This window comes from Kribbella sp. NPDC005582 (assembly GCF_040605415.1).
Taxonomy (GTDB): domain Bacteria; phylum Actinomycetota; class Actinomycetes; order Propionibacteriales; family Kribbellaceae; genus Kribbella.
This window is the reverse complement of the sequence record NZ_JBEXCU010000004.1, coordinates 50,760-73,316: the sequence shown is the minus strand read 5'-3', so window position 1 is coordinate 73,316 and position 22,557 is coordinate 50,760. Positions and strand designations below refer to the sequence as shown.

Here is a 22,557-nt window from a genome sequence, read left to right as displayed (position 1 = left end):
GGGGTCGTCACCCGGTAGGGTATGCAAGTTCTCTGCAACGGTTCCGCGTCGATGGTCGCTGTACACTGCGGCGCGTAGTAGCCTGCCGTGACTCGCCGTCAACATGCAGGTGAATTTTGTGACCCCAGGAAACGTGGATTCCACCGTCACTTAGTGCGGTGATCACCGTTTGACAGGTATGACGCGCAGACACGAGGAAGCGGAGTGAGCGGAGCTGAGGCGCCGGACGCGGTCGATGGCCGTCGTCCCCTCTGGGTGGTTCCGCACGAGGTCCCCGCGATCGTTCCCCGGCCGTCTCGCTCGACCGAGCCCCGCTGGGTCGGGGTCTACCGCTGGGCCGCCGTCGGTGGCGATCTGCTGGCCGCGATGCTCGGCGTCTTCGTGGCGCTGCTGGCCCGGTTCGGTTCGGGTGTCGGCAGCAGCTATCTGATCGTCAGCAGTCTGCTGCCGCTGGCCTGGGTGGCCGCGGTCGCGCTCTCCAAGGGCTACGACCCCCGGTACTTCGGCACCGGGCCGGACGAGTTCCGGTCGCTGCTGCGATCCGGGGTCGGCCTTACCGCGGCCGTCGCGATGGCGTCGTACGTGACGAAGACCGAGATCGCGCGCGGCTTCGTCGTACTGGCGATTCCGGTGATGTGCGCGTCCGCGCTGTTCCTGCGGTACGCGCTGCGCAAGGACCTGCACCGGCACCGCGTGCGGGGCCGTTGTATGCATCGGGTTCTGGTGGTCGGGCACAGTGGCCCGGCCGCAACTTTGTGTGAGCACCTCGAGAGCCGCCCGACCGACGGCTTCCGGGTGGTGGCGACCTGCCGCCCGCGGGACGAGGACGCTCCGGACGGCCCGATGCAGCCCGACGAGCTGGACGAGGCGGACATCGTGGCCGCTGCCGACCGGCACGCCGTCGACGTGGTGGCGATCTCGACCGATCCGGAGCTGGTCGGGCACTCGCTCCGCCGGCTGTCCTGGGCGCTGGAGCAGCGTGGGATCGAGCTGATCGTCTCGCCGGGCATCATCGAGGTGGCCGGTCCGCGAATCTCGGTCCGCCCGGTCGCGGGCCTCTCGCTGCTGCACCTGGAGCGCCCGTCCGTCAGCGGTGGGCCGCACCTGCTCAAGGCTGTCTTCGACCGCGTCCTCGCGCTCGGCATGATCGTCCTGTTCTCGCCGCTGCTGATCGGCCTGGCACTGGCTGTGCGGCTGTCCAGCCCGGGACCGGTGCTGTTCCGGCAGCAGCGGGTCGGCCGGGCCGGCGCCGAGTTCACCATGCTCAAGTTCCGCAGCATGTACGCCGATGCCGAGCAGCGGCTCGGTGACCTCTACGCGCTGAGCGATGGCAACGGCGTGATCTTCAAGATGCGCGACGACCCGCGGATGACCCCGCTGGGCCGCTGGATCCGGCGGTTCTCGCTGGACGAGCTGCCGCAGCTGTTCAACGTTCTCCGCGGCGAGATGTCGATGGTCGGCCCGCGCCCGCCGCTGTCCGAGGAGGTCGCGCTGTACGCCGCCGACGACTCCCGCCGGATGCTGGTCAAGCCGGGCATCACCGGCCTGTGGCAGGTCAGCGGCCGCAGCGACCTGTCCTGGGACGAGTCGGTCCGGCTCGACCTGCGGTACGTCGACAACTGGTCGATGACCCTTGATCTGCTGATTCTCTGGAAGACCGTGCGTGCGGTGATCTACGGCGCGGGAGCGTACTGATGGACCCTGAGGCAACCGTCTACGTGGCCGGCCATCGTGGCCTGGTCGGCTCCGCCATCTGGCGGCGGCTGGAGGCGGCCGGGCACACCCGGCTGATCGGTGCCTCGTCGTCCGAGCTCGACCTGCGGGATCGCGAGGCGACGTTCGCCTTCTTCGCCGAGCACAAGCCGGACGTGGTGATCGACGCCGCGGCCCGGGTCGGCGGCATCCTGGCCAACCGGGACCACCCGACCGAGTTCCTCAGCGACAACCTGCGCATCCAGGTGAACCTGATGGATGCGGCCCTCGACGTCCGGGTGCCGCGGTTGCTGTTCCTCGGCTCGTCCTGCATCTACCCGAAGTACGCCGAGCAGCCGATCCGCGAGTCGAGTCTGCTGACCGGCGAGCTCGAGCCGACCAACGACGCCTACGCGATCGCGAAGATCGCGGGGATCATGCAGGTCCAGGCAGTACGCCGGCAGTACGGATTGCACTGGATCTCGGCGATGCCGACCAACCTCTACGGGCCGAACGACAACTTCGACCTGACGTCGTCGCACGTGCTGCCGGCGTTGATCCGCCGGTTCCACGACGCCAAGGTGAGCGGGGCGCCGGAGGTCGTGCTGTGGGGGAGCGGCACGCCGCGCCGGGAGTTCCTGCACGTGGACGACCTGGCCGACGCATGCCTGCACCTGCTGACGGCGTACGACGAGCCGGAGCCGATCAACGTCGGTGTCGGCACTGATGTGACGATCCGCGAGCTGGCCGAGCTCGTGGCCCGCGTCGTCGGCTACGAAGGTGCCATTAGCAACGACTTGTCCAAGCCGGACGGGACGCCGCGCAAGCTGCTCGATGTGAGCCGGCTGCAGGCGTCGGGGTGGAAACCGACCATCGACCTCTCCGACGGAGTGGCCGCCACCTACGCCTGGTACCTGGAGCACGCTGCATGAAGAAAGCTTTCGTCACCGGGATCACGGGCCAGGACGGGTCCTACCTCGCTGAGCTTTTGCTTGCCAAGGGCTACGAGGTGCACGGCCTGATCCGGCGCGCGTCGACGTTCAACACCAAGCGCATCGATCACCTGTACGAGGACCCGCACCAGACCGGGAAGCGGCTGTTCCTGCACTACGGCGACCTGACCGACGGCTCGCGCCTCGTCACGTTGCTGGCGTCGATCCAGCCGGACGAGGTCTACCACCTGGCGGCGCAGTCGCACGTGCGGGTGTCGTTCGACGAGCCGGAGTACACCGGTGACACCACCGGGATGGGGACGACGCGGCTGCTCGAGGCGATCCGGATGATCGGTCTGGACTGCCGGTTCTACCAGGCGTCGTCGTCGGAGATGTTCGGTGCCACGCCACCGCCGCAGAACGAGTCGACCCCGTTCTACCCGCGGTCGCCGTACGGGGCGGCGAAGCTGTACGGCTACTGGATGACGCGGAACTACCGCGAGGCGTACGAGATGTTCGCGGTGAACGGGATCCTGTTCAACCACGAGTCTCCGCGGCGCGGTGAGACCTTCGTGACCCGCAAGATCACCCGGGCGGTGGCCGCGATCAAGCTCGGCAAGCAGGACCGGCTGTACCTGGGCAACCTGGACGCCTGCCGGGACTGGGGCTACGCCCCGGAGTACGTCGAGGGCATGTGGCGGATGCTGCAGCACGACACTCCGGCCGACTACGTGATCGCGACCGGTACGTCGTACTCGGTGCGAGACTTCGTGTCGCTGGCCTTCGACCACGTCGGGCTGGACTGGGAGAAGTACGTCGACCACGACTCCCGGTACGAGCGTCCGACCGAGGTCGACTCGCTGATCGGCGACGCGTCGAAGGCGAACACGGAGCTGGACTGGAAGGCCCAGACCCACGTGCCCGAACTGGTTCGCATCATGGTCGACGCGGATCTGGCCCTGCTGACCCCGGAGGACGACCGATGACCGATGTTGAGGCCCCTGCCACCGCAGCGGACCAGGTCGATGTGCTCGGCATCCATGTCAGCGTGACCAATCTCGACCACACGGTGGCGACGTTCGAGCGCTGGATCGCCGGCGGCGAGCGGCAGCTGGTCTGCGTCACCGACATGAACGCGCTGCTGCACGCGCGGGGGGACGAGCAGCTGACCGAGGTGTACAACACCGCGGGGCTCGTCGTACCGGACGGCATGCCGCTGGTCTGGGCGGGCAAGAAGGCCGGCTTCGAGCGGATGGACCGGGTGGCCGGGCCGGACCTGCTCGAGCGCGTAATGGCCGAGGCCGCCGAGCGCGGCTGGACGCAGTACTTCTACGGCGGCGCCGAGGGCGTTGCCGACGAGCTTCGGATGCGGTTCCAGGACAAGCACCCGGCGCTCAAGGTGCTCGGTGTCGAGTGCCCGCCGTACCGGGCGCTGACCGAGGCCGAGGACGCCGCGACGGTGGAGCGGATGAACTCGGCGCGGCCGGACATCATCTGGGTCGGTCTCGGGGCTCCGAAGCAGGAGCGCTGGATGGCTGCGCACCGCGACCGGCTGAACGCGCCGATCCTGATCGGCGTCGGCGCGGCGTTCGACTTCCACACCGGCCGGCTCGACCGTGCACCGCTGTGGATGCAGCGCGCCGGACTGGAGTGGAGCTATCGGCTCTACAAGGAGCCGCGGCGGCTGTGGAAGCGCTACCTGATCGGAATCCCGCGTTTCGGGTTCGGCGTGCTGCGTCGCCCGCCGCGCGCCTTGTAACGTGCTGGAGTGAGATTCCGGCCGCCCAAGTTACGTCGACTGGCCGGACCGGCTGGTCGCGCGGGCTGGGGTTTGGCAGACCAGGCACTGTCCAGCCTGAGCAATCTGGCTGTCGGAGTGGTCGTGGCGCGCTCCAGCTCGGTCGCCGACTTCGGTGTGTACGCGCTGGCCTTCGGTGGCTACACGATCGCCCTCAACGTCTCCCGCGCGGTCTCCACCGAGCCACTGGCTGTCCGGCACTCCACTGACGGCCGCACTCCGGCCTGGGAGCGCGCAGTGCGAGCCAGTACGGCGACCGCCCTGCTGGTCGGCTTTCTCGGGCTACTGGTGGGACTGGCGATCGCACTGTTCCCTGGCGTGCCATCGCGCGGGGTTCTGATCGCCTTCGCCGTCACACTGCCCGGCCTGCTGCTGCAGGACGCGTGGCGCTGGGCGTTCTTCGTGGTGGGCGACGGCTACAAGGCCTTCCTCAACGATCTGATCTGGCTGCTGGCCATGCTCGTGATCTTCGGTGGCCTGTATCTCACGGACACCGCATCGGCGTTCTCGCTCACCTTCGCCTGGGGGCTGGGTGCGGTGATCGCCGCCGTCGTCGGTCGCTTCCAGACCGGCCTGACGCCGCGCCGCCAGCTGATCCGCGAGTGGGTACGCCGGAACTGGGACCTGACCCCGAAGTACGTGGGGGAGATGCTGGCGATCTCGGGCACGATCCAGGTCTACATGCTGGGCATCACCGCCGCCGCCGGCCTGGCTGCCACCGCCGGTATCCGCGGCGCGCAAGTCCTGCTGGGCCCGGTGAACGTGCTCAACCAAGGCATCCGGATGATCTCCGTCCCCGAGGCCGGCCGTGCGTTGCGGCACTCCTACCGCCGCCTGTGGCTGGTCGGCCTGGCGATCTCGCTCGGCGTCGGCGCGGGTGCACTCGCCTGGGGAGCGGTCTTCTTGCTGCTCCCGCCGGTCGTCGGGCGCGAGTTGCTGGGTCCAGGAGTCTGGACGCAGGCACACGCCGTACTGGTTCCGGTAATCCTGCTCCAGGCCTTCGGAGCGTCGAACGCGGGCGCCTTCGCGATCCTGCGGGCCCTGGCAGCCGCTAACCGCGGGTTGGGCGTCCGGCTGGTCTCATCCGTCGTTCTGGTGGTCTGTGGCGTCGGTGGCGCCTTCCTAGGCGGTGCCAGCGGCGCAGCCTGGGGTCTCGCCAGCGCCTCGTTCTGCACGCTGCTGCTGTGGTGGCACCAAGCCAACCGCGCCATCGCCTCGCACCGCCGCGCCAACGCCTGACCTACCTGCGGTCGACCAACCCCGCGAGCTCTGTCGGCACATCCCCACAACGAAGCTGCGACGCAACAGTAAGCGTGAACGAAGCAGCAGTCGTCCACAACCGAGCCCCCGGCCGATGCAAGCTGACCAGCAGAGCAATCGCGAGCGCGGCTCCGGCCAGTGCTGTTCCCGCCAGCTGCAGCGTCCTCCGAGGTGTCATACCCACAGCATCCCGAAGACCAGTCCCGTGCGGCATCGCCCATCGGAACTCACTTCGCGCGCCGCCGTACGACTGAGGTATGACGCGGTTGTGGCCGGACAGACCGAACCCCCGGCCTGGTTGCGGCCGGGGGTTCGGGTGGAGCGGTACTACTTGACCGTGATGGTGGCGTAGCCGCCGCGGACGGTGTTCTTGCCGTCCGTCACCTCGATCCGGTACATCTGCGAACCGAGCGGCGCAGCCGGGTCGGTCAGCGTGACGCTGGGCCGGCTCCAGAACGTCGAGTTCGCGGTGGTGGTCGCCACGATGGTGTTCGTCGAGCCGCGAAGCAGGCGGTAGGTGAGCGTGACGTCGTCGTTGTCCAGTGACGTCTGCACGGTCGCCTTGACCTGCTTGGTCACCGCGTTGGACAGCGTCGGCAGCACCGGGCCGAGCGGTGCGGCGCCGTTCCCGAGGTTCGTGAATCGGGTCAGGCCCTGCTGAGCCGCGCCGTTGACCTTGGTGAAGTCGCCGCCGACCCAGAGGTCGGTGCCCCCGGTGGCCGAGACCAGCGGGCCGACCTGGGTCGGCGCCGCGGCGTTGGTGTTCGGGAACCAGGGCCCGAGCTTGCCGTCGGCCGGGTTCTGCAGCAGCAGGTAGTGGTTGCCCGTGCCCTCGCCGAACGCCGGACCGGCCGTGGCCGCGCTGCAGTCGTGCGCGTGCGAGCCCTTGAAGAGCCAGCCGCTCACCATCGTGATCGCCTCGGTGGCGCCCAGGCAGGTGTTCTTCCAGACCAGGTTGCCAGTGGCAACGTCGGCCGCCCAGGTGCCGTCGAAGCAGCCGGGGCCGTCACCGGCATTGGCGAAGTACACCTTGGTGCCGACCGTCTCGATGTCCTTGACCCGGCTCTTGCAGGTCGAGGTCGGACCCGGTACGGCGGACGCCGCGCTGAACGGCAGGATCGCGCCGGTCGAGTTGTTCACACTCGCCACGGCCCACCGGCTGGTGGTGCCGATCTTGGTGAACGTGCCGCCCAGGTAGACCTTGGTGTTGTCGTCGGCCGCGTCGATCGCGTACACGTCGGAGTCGGCGTTCGGGTTCCACGGCAGCAGGCTGCCGTCGACCGTGCTGATCGCCGCGGCGCGGTTGCGGGCCAGGCCGTTGACCAGTCCGAACGAACCACCGAAGTACAGGCTGTTGCCGCCGATCGCGAGCGCCTTGACCCGGTAGGAGACGCTGGGCTTGATGTTCGCGATCAGGGCGCCGGTGGTGGTGTCGAAGGCGGCCAGCCGGTTCCGGGTGACGCCGTCGACCTTGGTGAAGTCACCGCCGACATAGATCTTCGAGCCGTCCGGTGAGGCGACGATCGCCCAGACGATGCCGTTCAGCACGTGGTTGAACGACGTGTCGAGCGCACCGGTGGTCTGGTTGAACGCGGCCAGGTACGTCCGGCTGGTCTGGCTGGCGCCCGGTGCGGCGCCCGGCGGACGCACGTTCAGGAACCGGCCGCCGACGAAGGCCTTGCCCTTGGCAACGGCCAGGCCGAGCACACTCGCGTCGGTCTGCCAGGCGGAACCGGCCACCGCGGTGAGCGGACCGCCGGTGGTGACTGCTGTCTGAGCCGGCTGCAGGGCGACCAGGAGCCCGGCAACGCCGAGACCTGCCGCGCTGAGCGCAGCAATAAGTTTCCTCACTATGTATGAACCCCCCTCGGGTTCAACTGTAGAACGGACCGGCGGGCGGCCGGTGGGCGAAGTTCGAAGGGGCCGCCCTGTCAGGCAGCCCCCATGGTTCTACTGGACCTTGACGGTCGCTGTCGAGCTCTTGACGGTATTTCGGTCGTCGGTGACCTCGATCCGGTACCCGACCGTCTGGCCGGACTTCACTCCGGTGTCGGTCACCGTGTAGGACTTCCGCTTCTCCCAGTAGTAGGAGTTGTACTTGTAGGAGCCGATCCGGGTGCTCCCGCGGAAGACGTTGTAGGTCAGCGTGATGTTGTCGATGTCGTACACGTCGGTGAACCGGATCGTCACCTTGGCCTTGCCGGCGGTCAGCGCCGGCGCCTTCGGGACGGCGGGGAACGCGCCACCCGGTGCGCTGCTGAACCGGGTGAGACCCTGCTGTCCCTTGCCCGCGACGTGCAGGAAGTCGCCACCGGCCCACAGACCGGTGCTGTCACCGGCGAAGGCCAGCGGACCGACCTGCGTGCTGCTGTTCGGGTCGGCGTCGGTGTTCGGGAACCAGGGGCCGATCTTGCCGTTGACCACGCTCTGGGTCAGCAGGTAGTGCGTGCCGGTGCCGTCGCCGAACGATCCGTCCTGGCTGCAGTCGTGGGCGTGCGAGCCCTTGTAGAGCCAGCCGTCGATCGCCTTCAGGGCCTCGTTCGCGCCCAGGCAGTGGCTCTGCCAGAGCAGCTTCCCGGTGGTGGCGTCAGCCGCGATGATGCCGTCGTAACAGCCGGCGCCGTCACCGCCGTTGCCGATGAAGACGCGGTTGCCCAGGGTGTCGATGACCTTGACCCGGCTGGTGCAGTTCCAGCTCGGCTTCGGGATGGCGTCGGCGGCCGGCATCGACAGCGCGGCGCCCGTCGTACTGTTCACCATCGCCAGCGAGTAGTGGTCGCGGCTGTTGATCTGCTCGAACGGGCCGCCGATGAACACCCGGGTGCCGTTGTCGGAGGTGGCCACGGCGTACACGTCGTCGTCGGCGTTCGGGTTCCACTTCAGCAGCGCGCCGGTACTCAGCGTGACCGCGCCGACGCGGTTGCGGACCTGGCCGTCGATCTTGGTGAAGGCGCCCCCGAGGAAGACGCTGTTGCCGTAGACGGCCAAGGACCGCACCCGGGCCGCGACGACGGGATCCCAGTTCGCGACGAGCGCGCCGGTGGCCGCGTTGAACAGCGCGATCTTGCTGCGCTTGACGCCGTTCACCGTGGTGAAGTCGCCGCCGATCACCACCCACTTGCCGTCCGGACTGGCCGCGATGCTGTAGACCGCTCCGTTCAGCTTGGGGGCGAAGGTGGTCGGCGCGCCGGTGGTCTTGTTGAAGGCCGCGACGTAGGTGCGGACCGACTCGCGCTGGCCCTTCGCCGCGCCCGGCGGCCGGATCCTGGTGAAGAGGCCGCCGGCGTAGACCGTGTTGCCGGCGATCGCCAGCGCGTTCACGCTGCTGTTGGTCTGCCAGGCCAGTTGCCGTACCGCGGAGACCGCGGAGCCGAAGCCCTTCGAGGCGGCCTCGACCGGTGCATCGGACGGGATCAGCGCCGCGGCGACGACGGCCGCCACAGTGACGAGGGCCAGAACTAGCTTCTTCATCAAGTTCCTTCGACAGGGCGGGGGACTGAGGCCACGGCACGTGCCGCACAACGCACCAGCTGCGGACACTAGCGCCGTGGGCGGCCGGCTGGGAACCGACCCCCCACCACGTTATGACTTTGTGCTACAACTCCCCGACAGAATGCTTACCGCGCATCGTAGTGGTTCTGCACCTGCAGCGAGCTCAGGGCGTACGGGTAGACGGCCGCTTCGTCGATGCCGAGACCGGTCTGGGTGGCCCCGCCGCCCGTCCACGAGCTCGTGTTGTCGTACCCGATCCGCCACCAGCCGTAGTACAGCGACGCCGTACCGACGCTGGTGCTGCCGACGAGCGCCCCGTCGACGTACAGCTTGAGGATGCCGTTGTCGGAGGTGCCGACGACGTGGTGCCACTGGTTGTCGTTCTTGCCCGAGGCACTGGTCACGATCCGCTGGGAGCCGTCGTTGACGCCGAACGTGATCGCGCCGTTCGACCGCATGTAGAGCATCCGGTCGCCGCCGCCCGCGCTGTTACCGGTCTTCGAGTTGCCGAAGCCGAGAATGCGGCCGCCACGGAGAGACGTCTGCTTGACCCATGCCTCGACCGAGAACTGCTGCGGCATGCTGTACGCCTTCTCGCCGACCATCCGGCCGGTGCTCGAGCTGGTGGTGGCAGCGGTGTTCCCGGCCATCGCACCGCTCGCGCCCAGCGTCATACCGGTGAAGGTGCCGTTGTTGCTCTGACCGGACGAGTCGACCGAGGTCGTCGTACCGGAGGGCTCACCGAGCCGCCAGTACGCCTGCGGGCCGTCGGAACCGATGATCTGGTCGTACGCCGTCGACTCCGCACTGGCCACGGTCACCGGGTCGGAGTAGTTGCCGCGCAGCGTCGTCGCGCCGTCGGTCACCTCGACCCGGTAGTTCGTCGACTCACCGGGGGTGACGTTGGTGTCGGTGTAGTGCAGCCACGGGCGGTCCCACGGCGTCGACTTGGCGGTCCAGGTCGCGATGGTGGTGTTGCTGAAGCCCTTGAGCAGGCGGTAGGTCAGCGTGCTGTCGTCGTTGTCGACCACCGTCGGGAAGTGGATCTGCACGACACCGGGCTTGACGCTGTACGGCGTCAGCTTGGCCGGCTTCGCGGGAGCAGCCCCCGGGACCGCGTTGGTGAAGCGGGTCAGGCCCTGCTGGCCGACGCCGTTGGTCGTGGTGAAGTCGCCGCCGACCCACAGGTCGCTGCCGCCGGTCGCGAACGCCAGCGGGCCGACCTCGGTGGGCGGACCGGCGTTGGTGTTCGGGAACCACGGGCCGAGCGTGCCGTCGGTGAGCTTCTCGCTGAGCAGGAAGCGGTAGCCGAAGCCCTGCGGGAAGCCGCCGGCGCCCTGGTTCGCGCAGTCGTGAGCGTGTGAGCCCTTGTAGAGCCAGCCGTTCACGACCTTGACCGCTTCGGTCGCGCCGAGGCACTGGTTTTTCCACTTGAGCGTGTTGGTCGCGATGTCGACCGCCCAGGTGCCGTCGAAACAGCCGCCGCCGTCACCGCCGTTGCCGAAGTAGACCGTGTCGCCGCTGGCGTCGATCGACTTGACACGCGTGGTGCAGGAACCGTTCGGCGGCGGTACGGCGGACGCCCCGGGGAAGGGGAGGACCGCGCCGGTCGTCGGGTCGAGGCTGGTCACGGTGTTCTGGCTGGTGCCGTTGACCTGACTGAACTGGCCACCGGCGTACACCTTCGAGCCGTCGTCGGTGGCGTCCACGGCGTACACGTCACCGTTGACCGCGGGCGCGAACGGCAGCAGCGTGCCGGTGTCGGCGGTCACCGCGGCGAGGCGCGGCCGGTCCTGGCCGTTGACGAGGCCGAACGAACCGCCGAAGTACACGGTGTTGCCGGAGACCGCAATCGTCTTGACCCGGTAGGAGACGCTCGGCTTCCAGGTCGCGACCAGCGCGCCGGTGGCGGTGTCGAACGCCGCGATCCGGTTCCGGGTGACGCCGTTCACCGTGGTGAAGTCGCCGCCGACGAAGATCCGCGAACCGTCCGCGGTCGCGGCCACGGCGTACACCTGGTCGTTGAGAACCGGCGCGAACGAGCTGTCCAGCGCGCCGGTGCCCTGGTCGAACGCGGCCAGATAGGCCTGCGCGACCTCACCGGTCCCGAGGGCCGCACCCGGCGGCCGGACGCTGGTGAAGCGGCCGCCGGCCCATGCCTTGCCGGCCGCGACGGTCAGGCCCTGCACACTGGCGTTGGTCTGCCAGACCGGGCTGTCGGTGGCCGACAGCGAGGCCTCGATGCTCTGCGCCGACGGTGCGTACACCAGCGACCCTGCGATCAGCGCCCCGGCAGCTGCCACGGACGCAACGAACCATCTCTTCATGCTGCGATGTCCCCCCTTGGACATTGACGGTCTCCCACTCGCCCCCGCGACCTAGAGAAGAGAGTAGGGCACCGGACGGACCGACTCGCCACACCTAGCCGTCGTGGCTATCCTGAGGCGCTGATCGACGGAATGGGGTAGGGATGGAACCGGGCACCGTGGTCTGGCGGGAAACCGCTCAGTCACTGCTACGGCAGAAGTGGCTGATCATGGCCTGCATCGTGCTCGGTCTGATCGGGGCGTCGGTCTTCGCGCTGTCCCAGACCCAGCGCTGGACGGCCTCCAGCCAGCTCGTCATCGGCCCGGCGGTCCCGCCGGCGCTGGTCGGGAAGCTGCCGAGCAGTACCGACAAGACCGGCCCGCTCGGGATGGACCTGCCGGCCGAAACCCAGGCGCGCGTGATGGCCAGCCCGCGGTTGCTGCGCTCGGTCGCCGAGTCGCTGGGCCTGCCGACCTCCGACGAGACGATCCAGGACCTCGCCGCCGTGACCCGGGTGAAGGCGGTCACCGACAACGCCTACCTGGTGACGACCGACGGCCCGACCGCGGCTCAGGCTGTCCAGCGCGCGAACGCGATCGCGACGACGTACCTGAAGCAGCGCAACGACGCGGCCAAGGCGCTGCTCACCACGCTGGCCAGCCAGGCGCAGGACCGGGCGAAGACGGCGACGGTTCAGTCGCGGTCGCTGGTCAGCCAGATCGACGAAGCGGTTCAGCGCGGCGACACCCAGACCGCGAGCCAGCTGCGTGATCAGCGCGTCGGCCTCGCCACGGAAGCGCGGCAGGCCGCCGATGACGCAGCCGCCATGCGGAAGGCCCTCACCGGGGTCGGCGCGGGGAGCGAGCTGGTCACCCCGGCCACGACCGACACGGCCTCGTCGTCGCCGATGGTCGCACGCGACATTCTGGTCGGCGGCATCCTCGGCCTGGTGCTCGGCTTCGGACTGGCGTTGCTGCGCTCGCACCTGACGCCGTACATCTTGACTCGCGACCAGGCGGCCCGGGCCTCGAGCTCGCCGGTGATCGCGGCCTCCGAGGGCAACCGGCGGCGGATCTGGCACCGGTCGGCGCCCGAGCTCCCGCAGTACGAGATCACGGCGCTGGGAGCCGAAGCGAGCGGCGCGCTGGCTCGTCGTGAGCTGAACCCGCGCAGCTTCACCGGCGGGGGAGCCGGCGCGTTGCTGGTTGTCTCCGCGTCCACCAGCCCGAACGCAGCCGGGATCGCGCTCGCGATGGCCGAGGCGAACGCTCGCGACGGCCGCGAGACGCTCCTGGTCCTCGCCGACGTCGAAGGTACGCCGGTGCTCCCGCACGTGACCGGCCATGAGGGTCTGACCGACCTCGTCGTCGAGCCGGCCGCGACCCGCGCGGTCCGCGCTCGCAAGCTCTTCCGCCCCGGCACGGTCGCGGACCTCTATGTCCTGCCGCCCGGCATGAACAAGGAGGAGACCGCCTCCGCTGTGGGCCCGTCGCTCGTGCCCGGCATCATCGCTGATCTGCCGCCGGGCTACTCGGTCGTCATCCACGGCCCCGCCGCCGTCGGCCGGCATGGCATCTCGCCGCTCGCCGCCGCCGTCGAGGCCTCCGTGCTCGTGGTCCAGATCGGCCACGACAAGGAGATGGACGTCGCTCGCCTGACCGCGGCCCTGCACTACGCCGGGGCACCGGTGCTCGGTGTCGTCCTGATCGGCGCCTCCGACCACGACGAGACGCTCGGCATCCCGCTCAACTACACGCCGACCGAATCTCCCACCCCCCACATCCGCTGACCGCGCCATGCAATCAGGCGCAGAGCTGTTCCGGAGGGGTGCGGAGTATCGGGTAGGCCACGGCTGGGCCCCACGGCGGGACCGGCTGGCCCAGGCGGTCCCGGGGACCGTCGAGGCGCCGCTGGAGCGGCCGGCGTGGTTCTGGCTGATGCTGTGGTGCCTGTTCGTGCTCGGGGTGCAGCCGTGGTCGGCGCGGGTCGCCGCGCCGCAGGGGACGACCGGCTCGACCAACAGCGTGATGAAGGGCCTGCTGCTGGGTGCGATCTTCCTGATCGCTCTGGCCGCCACCAAGCCCGGCTTCCGGACCCGCGTCAATCCGACCGGGACCCTCTACGTCCTGTACGTCCTGTTCGCCACCGCGACGGCGTTCCTGCTGGCCGAACCGCTCGGGCCGCTGACCCGGCTGGCGCGCTTCCTGATCGGCCTGGTGCTGGTCTTCCTGCTCTGGCGGCCATTGGTTCAGGTGCCGGAGCGGTTGGTGCGTGCTCACCTCTGGGCGCACCTGCTGCTGGCGATCACCGTGGTCGCCAGCCTGGCCTACGCGCCGAGCCAGGCGTGGCGGCCCTTGAGTGCCTTCGGTACCGGCTATCGGCTGCAGGGCGTCATCATTCCGATGCTGCCGCCACGGGTCGGTGAGGTCGGCGCTGTTCTGCTCGGGTTGGCCTTGATCGGGTTCGTCTGCCGGAAGCTGTCGCTGATCCCGGCGGTCGCGCTGGTCGGTCTCGGCGGGATCCTGGTCGCCGCCAGCCGCACCCGTACGTCGGCCGCCGCGATCGCCTTCGGGTTGGTCCTCGCGCTGCTGCTCACGCGGAAGACGTGGTTCGGCCGGATCGCGACGCTCGGTGTACCGGCCTTGCTCGGCTTGGCGTTCCTCACGATCGGATCGCTGCACAACTGGCTGCTGCGCGGCCAGGGGACTCGGCAGATCAGTTCGCTGAGCGGGCGCACGACGAGTTGGCAGGCCGTGCTCGACGAGAAGGTCTCGATCCAGACCGCGATCATCGGTCACGGCCTCGGGAACAAGCGGGTGCTGCTGCGTCGCGGCGAAGGCGATATCGACGTGATGGCGATCGACAACAGCTGGCTCGGTCTCTATTGGGAGACCGGTCTGCTCGCGGTCATCATCGTCGCGCTGGCGGTCATCCTGGGGTGGATCGCCGTACTGCGGGCACCGACGCCGTACATCCGAGCGTGCGGTGCGTTGCTGATGGGCTATGTGAGTGCCGCCTCGCTGAACGAGAGCGGCCTGTCGGACTTGTCGTCGATGACCGTGCACCTGCTGGTCGCTGCCGCCATCTGTGACGCCGACCGGATCCGACATCGCGCCAGGCAGTTGGCCGTCAGCCGGTAGCGTCTTCAGCCGGTGTCGCTGTCAGCCGGCGACGGAATCTTGGTCGAAGCCGGCTTGCTGCCATTGCGGCCAGGTCAGCGACTTGCCTCGGTAGGCGAAGCGGGTACTGCCCGGGAGGCGGTAGCTGTTCCGGCGGAACGTGACGGCGCCGGACGTGGTGGGGGAGCCCTTGTTCTCGACAACTCCGGTGCTGGACGCGGCGTCGCTCAGGACGATCGTGTTGCCCTCGACGACGACGTTGCTGAGCACGTAGCGGCCGCGCGGGCCCTCGCCGCGGGTGCGGGACTGGATCGAAATCCCGTTCCGGTTGTCCTTCACCAGGTTGCCGCGCACCTGAACGTCGGCGGAGGTGTTCACGTTGATCCCACCGCCGTCCCACAGACTCCCGCCGGAGCCGCGGCCGGTGCCGAACCCGTTGCCCTCGACAACGTTCTGCTCGATCACCCCGGCGTAGCTGATCTCGTACCGGATCCCGTCCGCTGCGTTGTCGCGGATCCGGTTCGCGCTGATCCGGCGGTCGTACTCAGCGATGTCGCTCCACAGACCGACCCCGCGGTTGGCGACGATGTCGTTCCCGGAGACCTCGCCGGACGACCGCGTCGACTTGATCCCGCCGGACTCCCAGTCGGCGATCCAGAAGCCGTCGGTGTTGTTGCGGGTGACCAGGTTCGCGGTGATCCGCGCGTCGGCCGACTTGTACTGCCCGATGCCGAGCTGACCGTTGTCGGCGACCGTGTTCCGGCTGACCTGCGCGCCGTCCGCCTCGATCAGCATCACGCCGACCGCGTGGTTCCAGCGCACCTCGTTGCTCGTGATCCGCCAGCCGCGTCCAGCCTCCAGCGCTCCGCCCTGCGGACGGGACGCGAAGTGCTCGATCGTCAGTCCGGTCACGGTGACCCGCTCGCCGCTGCTCGTGAACGCGGCAGTCGTCCGCGAGAGCTCGACCGCGCGCCCAGTCGGATCGTCGGCCAGGTAGACGGCGTTGGCCGCATAGTCACCGAAGAACGTCCCCGGCTTCAGCTCCGCCAGACTCATCACCCGGTCCAGGTGTTTGCCGTCGACGAACACCTGCTCGCCGCGCTGACAAGGATTGGTCCGGTTGTCTTCGCACTGCCCCTTCAGCGGGTACGTCGCCGGCAGCACGTCACGCACCACCCAGTGGGCGCTGTCACCGTCACCGTCCCGCGCCCAGCCGGTCAGTGCCCGCGAGCCCGTGAGCACCACGCCCGGTCCACCACCGAAGGTGTCCCCGTCCCGCGGCTCGATCGGCTCGGCGATCCGGTGCACCCCCTTCGCGAAGCAGTACGTCGTACCGGCCGGGTGCTCGCCGATCACCTGCTGCGGATCCGCGCCGACTGCGATCGCGACTCCGCTGCACGCCTTCGCCGTACTCGGTCCGGTCGGCCCGAGCGCAGCAGCGGCCGCCGCCGGCGGTCCCGTCGGCACGGTCACCGTCGTGGTCGCCTGCCCGGCCTTCCCGGGACCATCGTCGCCGCTCGTACAACCACCGAGCAGCAACGCGAACACCGCCGCTGACGCGACGCCGCCCACGACCCCAGGACGCCTCATCCCACGTTCCTTCCCAGCCCACCCAGCCGTGCAGATCTGGTGGAGACTACCCGTTGGCCAGGTAGGTGTCCCGAGCCAGGTTGTAGGCCAGGTCCTTCGCCACCTCGAACGCGTCCTCCTCGTCCAGCCGATGCTGCGCGACCAGGTCCGCCAGATAGCCCGCGTCGATCCGCCGCGCGAGGTCATGCCGTGCCGGAATCGACAGGTACGCGCGGGTGTCGTCGACGAAGCCTGAGGTGTTGTAGAAGCCGGCCGTCTCGGTCACCAGCTCACGGAACCGCCGCATCCCACCGGGACTGTCCAGGAACCACCACGGCGCCCCGAGCCGGACCGCCGGATACACGCCGGCCAGCGGCGCGAGCTCTCGCGAGTACGTCGTCTCGTCGACAGTGAAGAGCACGATCCGGAAACCCTCCGCATGCCCGAACCGCTTGAGCAACGGCCGCAGCGAGCGCGTGAACTCGGTCGACACCGGGATGTCGTGCCCCTGGTCAGGCCCGTACGTCGCGTGGATCGCCGGATCGTGGTCGCGCAGCACGCCCGGGTGCAACTGCATGACCAGCCCGTCCTCCGCCGACATCACCGCCGACTGGAACAGCATGTGCCCGGCGAACGCCGCCGCGTCCTCGGTCGACACCTGGCCCTTGAGGGCGTCGGCGTAGATCCGCTCGGCCTCCGCATCGGACAGCGGTGTCGTATCCGCACTGAAGTGGCCGTGATCGGTCGCGCGGGCTCCCGCCTGCACGAACACCTGCCGCCGCTTCCGGATCGCCTCCAGATAGCCGCCGTACGTCGAGGTGTCGACATCAGCGAGTTGGCCAAGCTGCTCGGCCAGATGGCCCCAGCCCGGCCGGTCCAGGTGGACAACGGCATCCGGCCGGAAGGTCGGGATCACCCGGCCGGGAAGCTCCGCCTCCACCTGCGCGTGCTGGGCGAGGTCGTCGGTCGCGGCGTCCGTCGTCGAGAGCAGCTCGATGTTGAACCGGTCGAGCAACGCGCGGGGGCGGAAGTCCGGCTCGGCGATCCGTGCGGAGATCTGGTCGTACAGCTCGTCGGCTGTCTCGGCTGATGGGTGCACAGTCAGTCCGAGCACCTCGGCGAACTCATGCTCCAGCCAATACCGGCTCGGCGTCCCACGGAACAAGTGCCAGTGCGCGCAGAACTCGCGCCAGACCTCACGCGGCTCGGCCGTCCGTGCGCCGTTGCGGCGGGGGAGACCCAACCGGTCCGGCGAGACGCCCTGGGAGACGAGCATCCGGGTGACGTAGTGGTCGGGGATCACCAGCAGCTCGGCGGGATTGCCGAACGGCGCGTCGGCCGCGAACAACCCGATGTCGACATGCCCGTGCAGGCAGAGCAGTGGCAGATCCTTCGTCGACGCGTGGATCCGGCGCGCGAGGTCACGTGACTCCCCGGCAGGCAGAGCGCGATCGGGATGGGGCTGCAGGACCTTGGGCATGAGGGCCTCCGGGGCGATCGGTTGCGACGAATGCTGAAAAGGATTGCAGTCCAAGGCTGCCGAGGCAAATCGGCGTTTGGTCGTGTGGATTTGACACTCGCCTGCAACGGATTGCAGACTGACTCGACCCCGAGCCGGAGGAGGTGGCGATGCCCGCAACGATCCGTGACGTGGCCCGCCTTGCCGGCGTGTCACCGTCCACCGTGTCCCGCGCGCTCTCGTTGCCCGACATGGTGAACGCCGGCACCCGTGCCCGCGTGGCCGTTGCCGTCGAGCGGCTCCGCTACCAGCCGAACCGGGCCGCCCGCGGCCTGATCACCGGCCGCACGGGGAACGTCGGCCTCGTCGTCCCGGATCTGGCCAACCCGTTCTTCGCCAGCGTGGTCAAAGGTGTCCAGGCCCGCGCTCGCCGTGACGATGTCGCGGTCTTCGTCGCCGACACCGACGAGGAGCCCGCGGTCGAGGCGGGCCTGTTCCGCGCGCTGGCCAAACAGGTCGACGGCCTGATCCTGTGCTCACCCCGCTCGGACGCCGAGGACCTCGTCGAGATCGCCGACGAGACGAACGTCGTGCTGATCAACCGGTGGGTCGACGGCATCGAGAGCATCATCTTCAACGACGACGACGCGACCCGGCAGGCGATCGCGCACCTGACCGCGCTCGGGCATCGCCGGATCGCGTGGGTGGGCGGCCCGGAGGCATCATGGTCGACCCGGCACCGCCTTCTCGGTCTGCGCGCTGCCGCGACAGCGCGAGAAGTCGAGCTGATCGAGGTCGGAAGCTTCGCGCCCACCTACGAGGGCGGTGTCGCCGCGGCCGACCAGGTGGCCGCGACCGAAGCCACCGCCGTGGTCGCCTACAACGACCTGATGGCCATCGGTCTGCTGACCCGCCTGCACGCCCGCGGTATCTCGGTGCCGGACGACCTCAGCGTGCTCGGTGTCGACGACATCGAGATGTCCCGGATGACGATTCCGGCGCTCACCACGGTCCGGATGCCGAAGCAGCGAGCCGGCAAGCTCGCCGTCGAGACGCTGCTGAGCCTGATCACCATGCCCGAGGCTGTGCCGCCGATCCGTCGGGAGCGCGCGCTCCTCGGCGAGCTGATCGTCCGCAGCTCGACCGGTCCCGCCCCGTCCACCACAGGTTGAAAGAGGTCGTCCCCGTGAACAGGTTGAGTCTCGCCCACCTGCCCGTCGCACCAGCCGTCGACCCGCGCTCCCTGTCGGTCGGTGTCGTCCACCTCGGCCTCGGCGCTTTCCACCGCGCCCACCAAGCCGTCGTCACCGAGCGCGCGGCGGCCCTGACCGGAGACACCCGCTGGGGTATCAGTGGCGTCAGCCAGCGCTCAGCCACCGTCCGCGAGCAGTTGGCCCCCCAGGACGGCCTGTACGGCGTTCTCGAGCGTGGTAACGGTGATCCGACGATCCAGGTGATCGGAAGCATCCGCGAGGTGCTCACAGCCCCGGAGGACCCCGAAGCCGTCGTCGCGCGGATCGCCGATCCCGCCGTGTCTGTCGTGACGTTGACCGTGACCGAGAAGGGCTACCGCGCCAAGAACGGCCATCTCGATCTCGACGACCCGGAGATCCAAGGAGACCTCACCGGCCGCCCGCCGCGTACCGTCGTCGGCCAGCTCGCAGCCGCCCTGGCCCGCCGCGACGAACCGCTGACAATCGTCTCCTGCGACAACCTCGTGGCCAACGGCCCCTTCCTGCGTCAACTGGTCGCCGAGTACTTCGATGCACTCGGCAAGGTGCCCGACGTGTTCGAGGCGTCTCGATTCCCCGCCAGCATGGTCGACCGCATCGTGCCCGCCACCACGGACGCTGATCGCGACGAGGCTGCCCGACTGCTCGGCGTACGGGACGAAGCGGTCGTGGTCGCCGAACCCTTCCTGCAATGGGTGATCGAGGACGACTTCGCCGGGCCCCGCCCCGCGTGGGAGCAAGGCGGTGCTGTCCTCACCCACGACGTGGCGCCCTGGGAGCAGGCGAAGCTCCGCATTCTCAACGCCACCCACTCGATGCTCGCCTACCTCGGCGCTCTCCGCGGCTACGAAACGATCGCCGAAGCAGTCCGCGACGAAGAGCTGGCGGCCCTCGCTCAAACCCTGATCACCGACGACGTCATCCCCACCCTCACGCCGCCCGACGGCCTCGACCTCCCGTCGTACGGCGCCACCGTCCTCGACCGGTTCGCCAACCCAGCCCTTAAGCACCGCACCGCCCAGGTCGCCATGGACGGTTCCGTCAAACTCCCCGTCCGCCTCCTAGGCACAGTCCAGGACCGCCTCACCGCCGGCGCCGAACCGACCACCCTGGCTCTCGCCGTCGCCGCCTGGATGGTCTACGTCCACACCGCCCCCACCCTCGACGACCCCCAAGCCCCCCGCCTCACCGCAGCCCTCTCGGGCGCCACCACCCCCGCAGCCATCGTCGACAACCTCCTAGCCGTCGACACCATCTTCCCGCCCGCCCTCGCCACCTCCACCCCCTTCCGAGACCTCCTCATCACTCACGTCGCAGCCCTGACAAACCGTTAGCCCACCCGCTTCGCCGCTCTCGCACCACCGGTGGGCTAGCGGGGGGTGGGGAGGCGGTTCTGGAGGAAGGTGCTGGTGGTGTCGAGGCCTAGGTGTTGCCATTGGCGGGCGGTATACCAGCGGCCGGTTTTCTGGAAGCGGGTGGAGGTGAGGCTGTCCAGGCGGTAGGTGTTCTTGTCGAGGACCACCTCGCCGGCGGGGATGACGGCGCCGGAGTTCTGCACCATGCCGGTCGCGGTAGTGCCGCCCCGCATGGTGATCTGGTTGCCGGTGACGGTGATGTCGCGCAGGACGTTCACGCCCCAGGGGCCGGAGCCGCGGGTGCGGGACTGGATGGCGATGCCGTTGACGTTGTTCGCGACCACGTTGTTGCGGACGGCAACGTTCGACGACGTGTTGACGTTGATGCCGCCGCCGTCCCACAGGGAGGTGCCGGAGCCGCGGCCGGTGCCGCGACCGTTGCCAGTGACGACGTTGTTCTCGATCACGCCGTTGCGGCCGATCTCGAAGCGGATGCCGTCGGCGGCGTTGTTCTGGATCGTGTTGTCGCTGAACGTGCGGCGGTCGTCGTACGCGTCGCTCCACAGGCCGACGCCGCGGTTGGCCTTGATCAGGTTGCCGGTGACACTGCCGCCGGTCGACCAGGTGGTCTTGATGCCGCCGGACTCCCAGTCGGCGATCCAGAAACCATCGGTGTTGTTGGAGCGGACCTCGTTGTCGGCGATGGTGCCGTTGGTGGTGCTGTACTGGCCGACGCCGAGCTGGCCGTTGTGGTGAATGATGTTCTTCTCGAGGATCGCGCCGTCCGCGTTGACGAGCATGGCGCCGACGGCGTGGTTCCAGCGGATCTCGTTGGCGGTGACGTGCCACTTCGGGCCGAGCATCAGCGCGCCACCCTGTGGTGGGGTCGCGAAATGCTCGATCGTCAGCCCTTGCACGGTGACGCCGACGGCGCCGGAGCCGATCGCGGTGGCGGTCTTCGACATCTCCACCGACCGTTTGCGCGGATCGGCGCCCAGGTAGATGGCGTTCGCGGCGTAGTCGGCGTAGAAGGTGCCCGCGGCAACCTTGTCCCGGGAGGCGACGCGGGTCAGGTGTTTGCCGTCGAGGAAGACTTGCTCGCGGAGGTGGCAGATGTTCGCCACGTTGTCCTCGCACTGCCCGGTCCGTGCGTACGCCGGGGGGAGGGCACCGGTGGTCACCCAGTCGTCGCCGTTCGCCGCCCATCGGGTGAGGGGGACGGAGCCGGTGAGGATTGCGCCGGGTTCGCCGGTGAGCACCTGATTCGTGGTGGGTTTGATGGTTGCGCTGATCCGGTGCAGGCCCTTGGTGAAGCAGAACTTGGCTCCGGCCGGAGCGCCCGCTACCACCTTTGCCGCATCATCCCCAGGCGCGATCCGTACGCCGGGACACGCCGGAGGCGTGGGAGTCGGCGGGGTCGTCGGGTCCGGGGTGGGCGTGGGCGTGGTCGGGGGAGCCGTCGGTGTCGGCGTGCCGGGGGAAGGAGTCGGCGCCGGTGTGCCCGGCCTCGGGGTGCCGGCGGGGTCGTTGGCCGGTCCGATCGCAACCAGCACATCGTTGGAACCAAGCTCCGCGGAGTCGGAGCCGTTGTCAGGGTTGAACCGAGAGACGTCGCCCGGGTGGAGGCGCGCCCAGTCCAGAGCCGGGTTGACGTGTGCCGAGTCGTCGCCGCCGGAGCTGTCGCTGGGTTCAACCCACGAGGCGTCGCGCAGGTCGAGGTGTGCCGATTCCTCGGTCGAAGTGAATCGCGCCGAGTCGTCGCTCGGGTCGAGCCCAGCCGAGTCCCGCGGTGAGTCGGGTCGTGCCGAGTCCTGAGCGACGCTGAGCTGTGCTGAATCGCCGGTGGGGTGGGGCTGCACAGAGCGCGGGATGAGCCAACTCGAGTCCTGGGACGAGTCGTAGGTCTTGCTGAGTCGCGTGGAGTCCTCGCCGGGGCTGAGGCTCCGCGGCCGGTCGCCCGGGTTGGTGCGTGGCGAGTCGGAGTCTGAAGCGAGTGCGGTGTTGGGGTTGGCGCTGAGCAACTCAGCGGTGGGGCGTGGGTCGCCCTGGGCGGTGCCGTCGGGTAGGCGAATGCCAGCGGGCCCGAGCGCGGTTGAGGTGAGGGCGGTTGAGGTGTTGGGGTTCAACACCTGCGTGGTGGGCCCGGAGGCGCTGGCGGAGGGACCGTCGGGCAGGCGGATGCCGACGGGGCCGAGCGCGGCTTGGGCGTGGGGCGACAGCACGGCGGCTGTGAGGGTGCCGGTGGCAACTACTGCTAGAACGCTGAAGGGTGGTTTCACTGAGGAGCCTCCGGGGGGCAACGTAGTTCCTCGGCGCACCCCCCAAGGCGCGACTTCACGTCA

Annotated in this window: 15 protein-coding genes; 9 read left to right on the top strand and 6 right to left on the bottom strand. The window is 69.1% G+C overall.

Features of this window, described 5'->3' with window-relative positions; all coding sequences use genetic code 11:
• Positions 1-204: 204 nt before the first annotated feature.
• The 5 genes from ABZS29_RS23555 to ABZS29_RS23535 are packed head-to-tail and all read left to right on the top strand — an operon-like array spanning position 205 to position 5,661.
• Positions 205-1,695, top strand: a complete 1,491-nt coding sequence (locus ABZS29_RS23555) for a sugar transferase (RefSeq protein WP_355464544.1) — start codon at positions 205-207, stop codon at positions 1,693-1,695.
• The gene (locus ABZS29_RS23550) at positions 1,695-2,624 is read left to right on the top strand and encodes a GDP-L-fucose synthase (protein ID WP_355464542.1); all 930 of its coding nucleotides are present in this window, start codon (positions 1,695-1,697) and stop codon (positions 2,622-2,624) included. The genes ABZS29_RS23555 and ABZS29_RS23550 overlap by 1 nt, the downstream gene beginning before the upstream one ends.
• The gene (gene gmd, locus ABZS29_RS23545; protein ID WP_355464540.1) at positions 2,621-3,610 is read left to right on the top strand and encodes a GDP-mannose 4,6-dehydratase; all 990 of its coding nucleotides are present in this window, start codon (positions 2,621-2,623) and stop codon (positions 3,608-3,610) included. The genes ABZS29_RS23550 and gmd overlap by 4 nt, the downstream gene beginning before the upstream one ends.
• A complete protein-coding gene (locus ABZS29_RS23540) occupies positions 3,607-4,383 on the top strand; it encodes a WecB/TagA/CpsF family glycosyltransferase (RefSeq protein WP_355464538.1) in 777 nt (258 codons plus the stop codon). The genes gmd and ABZS29_RS23540 overlap by 4 nt, the downstream gene beginning before the upstream one ends.
• A gap of 9 nt (positions 4,384-4,392) precedes the next feature.
• Positions 4,393-5,661, top strand: a complete 1,269-nt coding sequence (locus tag ABZS29_RS23535) for a hypothetical protein (RefSeq protein ID WP_355464537.1) — start codon at positions 4,393-4,395, stop codon at positions 5,659-5,661.
• Positions 5,662-6,009: 348 nt separating this feature from the next.
• Here the strand turns inward: ABZS29_RS23535 and ABZS29_RS23530 are convergent, their stop codons facing one another.
• From ABZS29_RS23530 to ABZS29_RS23520, 3 genes are all read right to left on the bottom strand, one after another.
• Positions 6,010-7,533 (bottom strand): delta-60 repeat domain-containing protein, encoded by a 1,524-nt coding sequence (locus ABZS29_RS23530; protein ID WP_355464535.1) that lies wholly within the window; start codon positions 7,531-7,533, stop codon positions 6,010-6,012.
• A gap of 99 nt (positions 7,534-7,632) precedes the next feature.
• A complete protein-coding gene (locus tag ABZS29_RS23525) occupies positions 7,633-9,153 on the bottom strand; it encodes a fibronectin type III domain-containing protein (RefSeq protein ID WP_355464533.1) in 1,521 nt (506 codons plus the stop codon).
• A gap of 146 nt (positions 9,154-9,299) precedes the next feature.
• Complete coding sequence (locus tag ABZS29_RS23520) at positions 9,300-11,501, bottom strand: LamG-like jellyroll fold domain-containing protein (protein WP_355464531.1); 2,202 nt, start codon at positions 11,499-11,501, stop codon at positions 9,300-9,302.
• Between the two features lie 143 nt (positions 11,502-11,644).
• On the opposite strand from ABZS29_RS23520, the gene ABZS29_RS23515 reads away from it, so the two are divergent.
• The gene (locus ABZS29_RS23515; RefSeq protein ID WP_355464529.1) at positions 11,645-13,270 is read left to right on the top strand and encodes a Wzz/FepE/Etk N-terminal domain-containing protein; all 1,626 of its coding nucleotides are present in this window, start codon (positions 11,645-11,647) and stop codon (positions 13,268-13,270) included.
• A 7-nt stretch (positions 13,271-13,277) separates the two neighbouring features.
• The gene (locus ABZS29_RS23510; RefSeq protein WP_355464527.1) at positions 13,278-14,621 is read left to right on the top strand and encodes a hypothetical protein; all 1,344 of its coding nucleotides are present in this window, start codon (positions 13,278-13,280) and stop codon (positions 14,619-14,621) included.
• Positions 14,622-14,642: 21 nt separating this feature from the next.
• Here ABZS29_RS23510 and ABZS29_RS23505 read toward each other — a convergent pair whose 3' ends face one another.
• Positions 14,643-16,190 carry a right-handed parallel beta-helix repeat-containing protein gene (locus tag ABZS29_RS23505; protein WP_355464525.1) on the bottom strand — a complete coding sequence of 516 codons (1,548 nt, stop codon included), beginning with the start codon at positions 16,188-16,190 and terminating at the stop codon, positions 14,643-14,645.
• Positions 16,191-16,236: 46 nt separating this feature from the next.
• On the bottom strand, positions 16,237-17,649 hold the full coding sequence (uxaC, locus tag ABZS29_RS23500) for a glucuronate isomerase (protein ID WP_355464523.1): 1,413 nt from the start codon (positions 17,647-17,649) through the stop codon (positions 16,237-16,239).
• 149 nt (positions 17,650-17,798) lie between these two features.
• Here uxaC and ABZS29_RS23495 point away from each other — a divergent pair, with 149 nt between their 5' ends.
• Together ABZS29_RS23495 and ABZS29_RS23490 are read left to right on the top strand one after the other, a co-directional pair.
• Complete coding sequence (locus ABZS29_RS23495) at positions 17,799-18,800, top strand: LacI family DNA-binding transcriptional regulator (RefSeq protein WP_355464521.1); 1,002 nt, start codon at positions 17,799-17,801, stop codon at positions 18,798-18,800.
• 14 nt (positions 18,801-18,814) lie between these two features.
• On the top strand, positions 18,815-20,194 hold the full coding sequence (locus tag ABZS29_RS23490; RefSeq protein WP_355464520.1) for a mannitol dehydrogenase family protein: 1,380 nt from the start codon (positions 18,815-18,817) through the stop codon (positions 20,192-20,194).
• A gap of 35 nt (positions 20,195-20,229) precedes the next feature.
• Here ABZS29_RS23490 and ABZS29_RS23485 read toward each other — a convergent pair whose 3' ends face one another.
• Positions 20,230-22,494 (bottom strand): right-handed parallel beta-helix repeat-containing protein, encoded by a 2,265-nt coding sequence (locus tag ABZS29_RS23485; protein WP_355464518.1) that lies wholly within the window; start codon positions 22,492-22,494, stop codon positions 20,230-20,232.
• Between the last annotated feature and the right edge of the window lie 63 nt (positions 22,495-22,557).

Excerpts from the sequence above, each read along its gene's own strand:
- ABZS29_RS23550 (WP_355464542.1), top strand. The coding sequence starts at position 1,695 with ATGGACCCTGAGGCAACCGTCTACGTGGCCGGCCATCGTGGCCTGGTC.
- gmd (WP_355464540.1), top strand. The coding sequence starts at position 2,621 with ATGAAGAAAGCTTTCGTCACCGGGATCACGGGCCAGGACGGGTCCTAC.
- ABZS29_RS23540 (WP_355464538.1), top strand. The coding sequence starts at position 3,607 with ATGACCGATGTTGAGGCCCCTGCCACCGCAGCGGACCAGGTCGATGTG.
- ABZS29_RS23525 (WP_355464533.1), bottom strand. The coding sequence starts at position 9,153 with ATGAAGAAGCTAGTTCTGGCCCTCGTCACTGTGGCGGCCGTCGTCGCC.
- ABZS29_RS23520 (WP_355464531.1), bottom strand. The coding sequence starts at position 11,501 with ATGAAGAGATGGTTCGTTGCGTCCGTGGCAGCTGCCGGGGCGCTGATC.
- ABZS29_RS23515 (WP_355464529.1), top strand. The coding sequence starts at position 11,645 with ATGGAACCGGGCACCGTGGTCTGGCGGGAAACCGCTCAGTCACTGCTA.
- ABZS29_RS23510 (WP_355464527.1), top strand. The coding sequence starts at position 13,278 with ATGCAATCAGGCGCAGAGCTGTTCCGGAGGGGTGCGGAGTATCGGGTA.
- ABZS29_RS23505 (WP_355464525.1), bottom strand. The coding sequence starts at position 16,190 with ATGAGGCGTCCTGGGGTCGTGGGCGGCGTCGCGTCAGCGGCGGTGTTC.
- uxaC (WP_355464523.1), bottom strand. The coding sequence starts at position 17,649 with ATGCCCAAGGTCCTGCAGCCCCATCCCGATCGCGCTCTGCCTGCCGGG.
- ABZS29_RS23495 (WP_355464521.1), top strand. The coding sequence starts at position 17,799 with ATGCCCGCAACGATCCGTGACGTGGCCCGCCTTGCCGGCGTGTCACCG.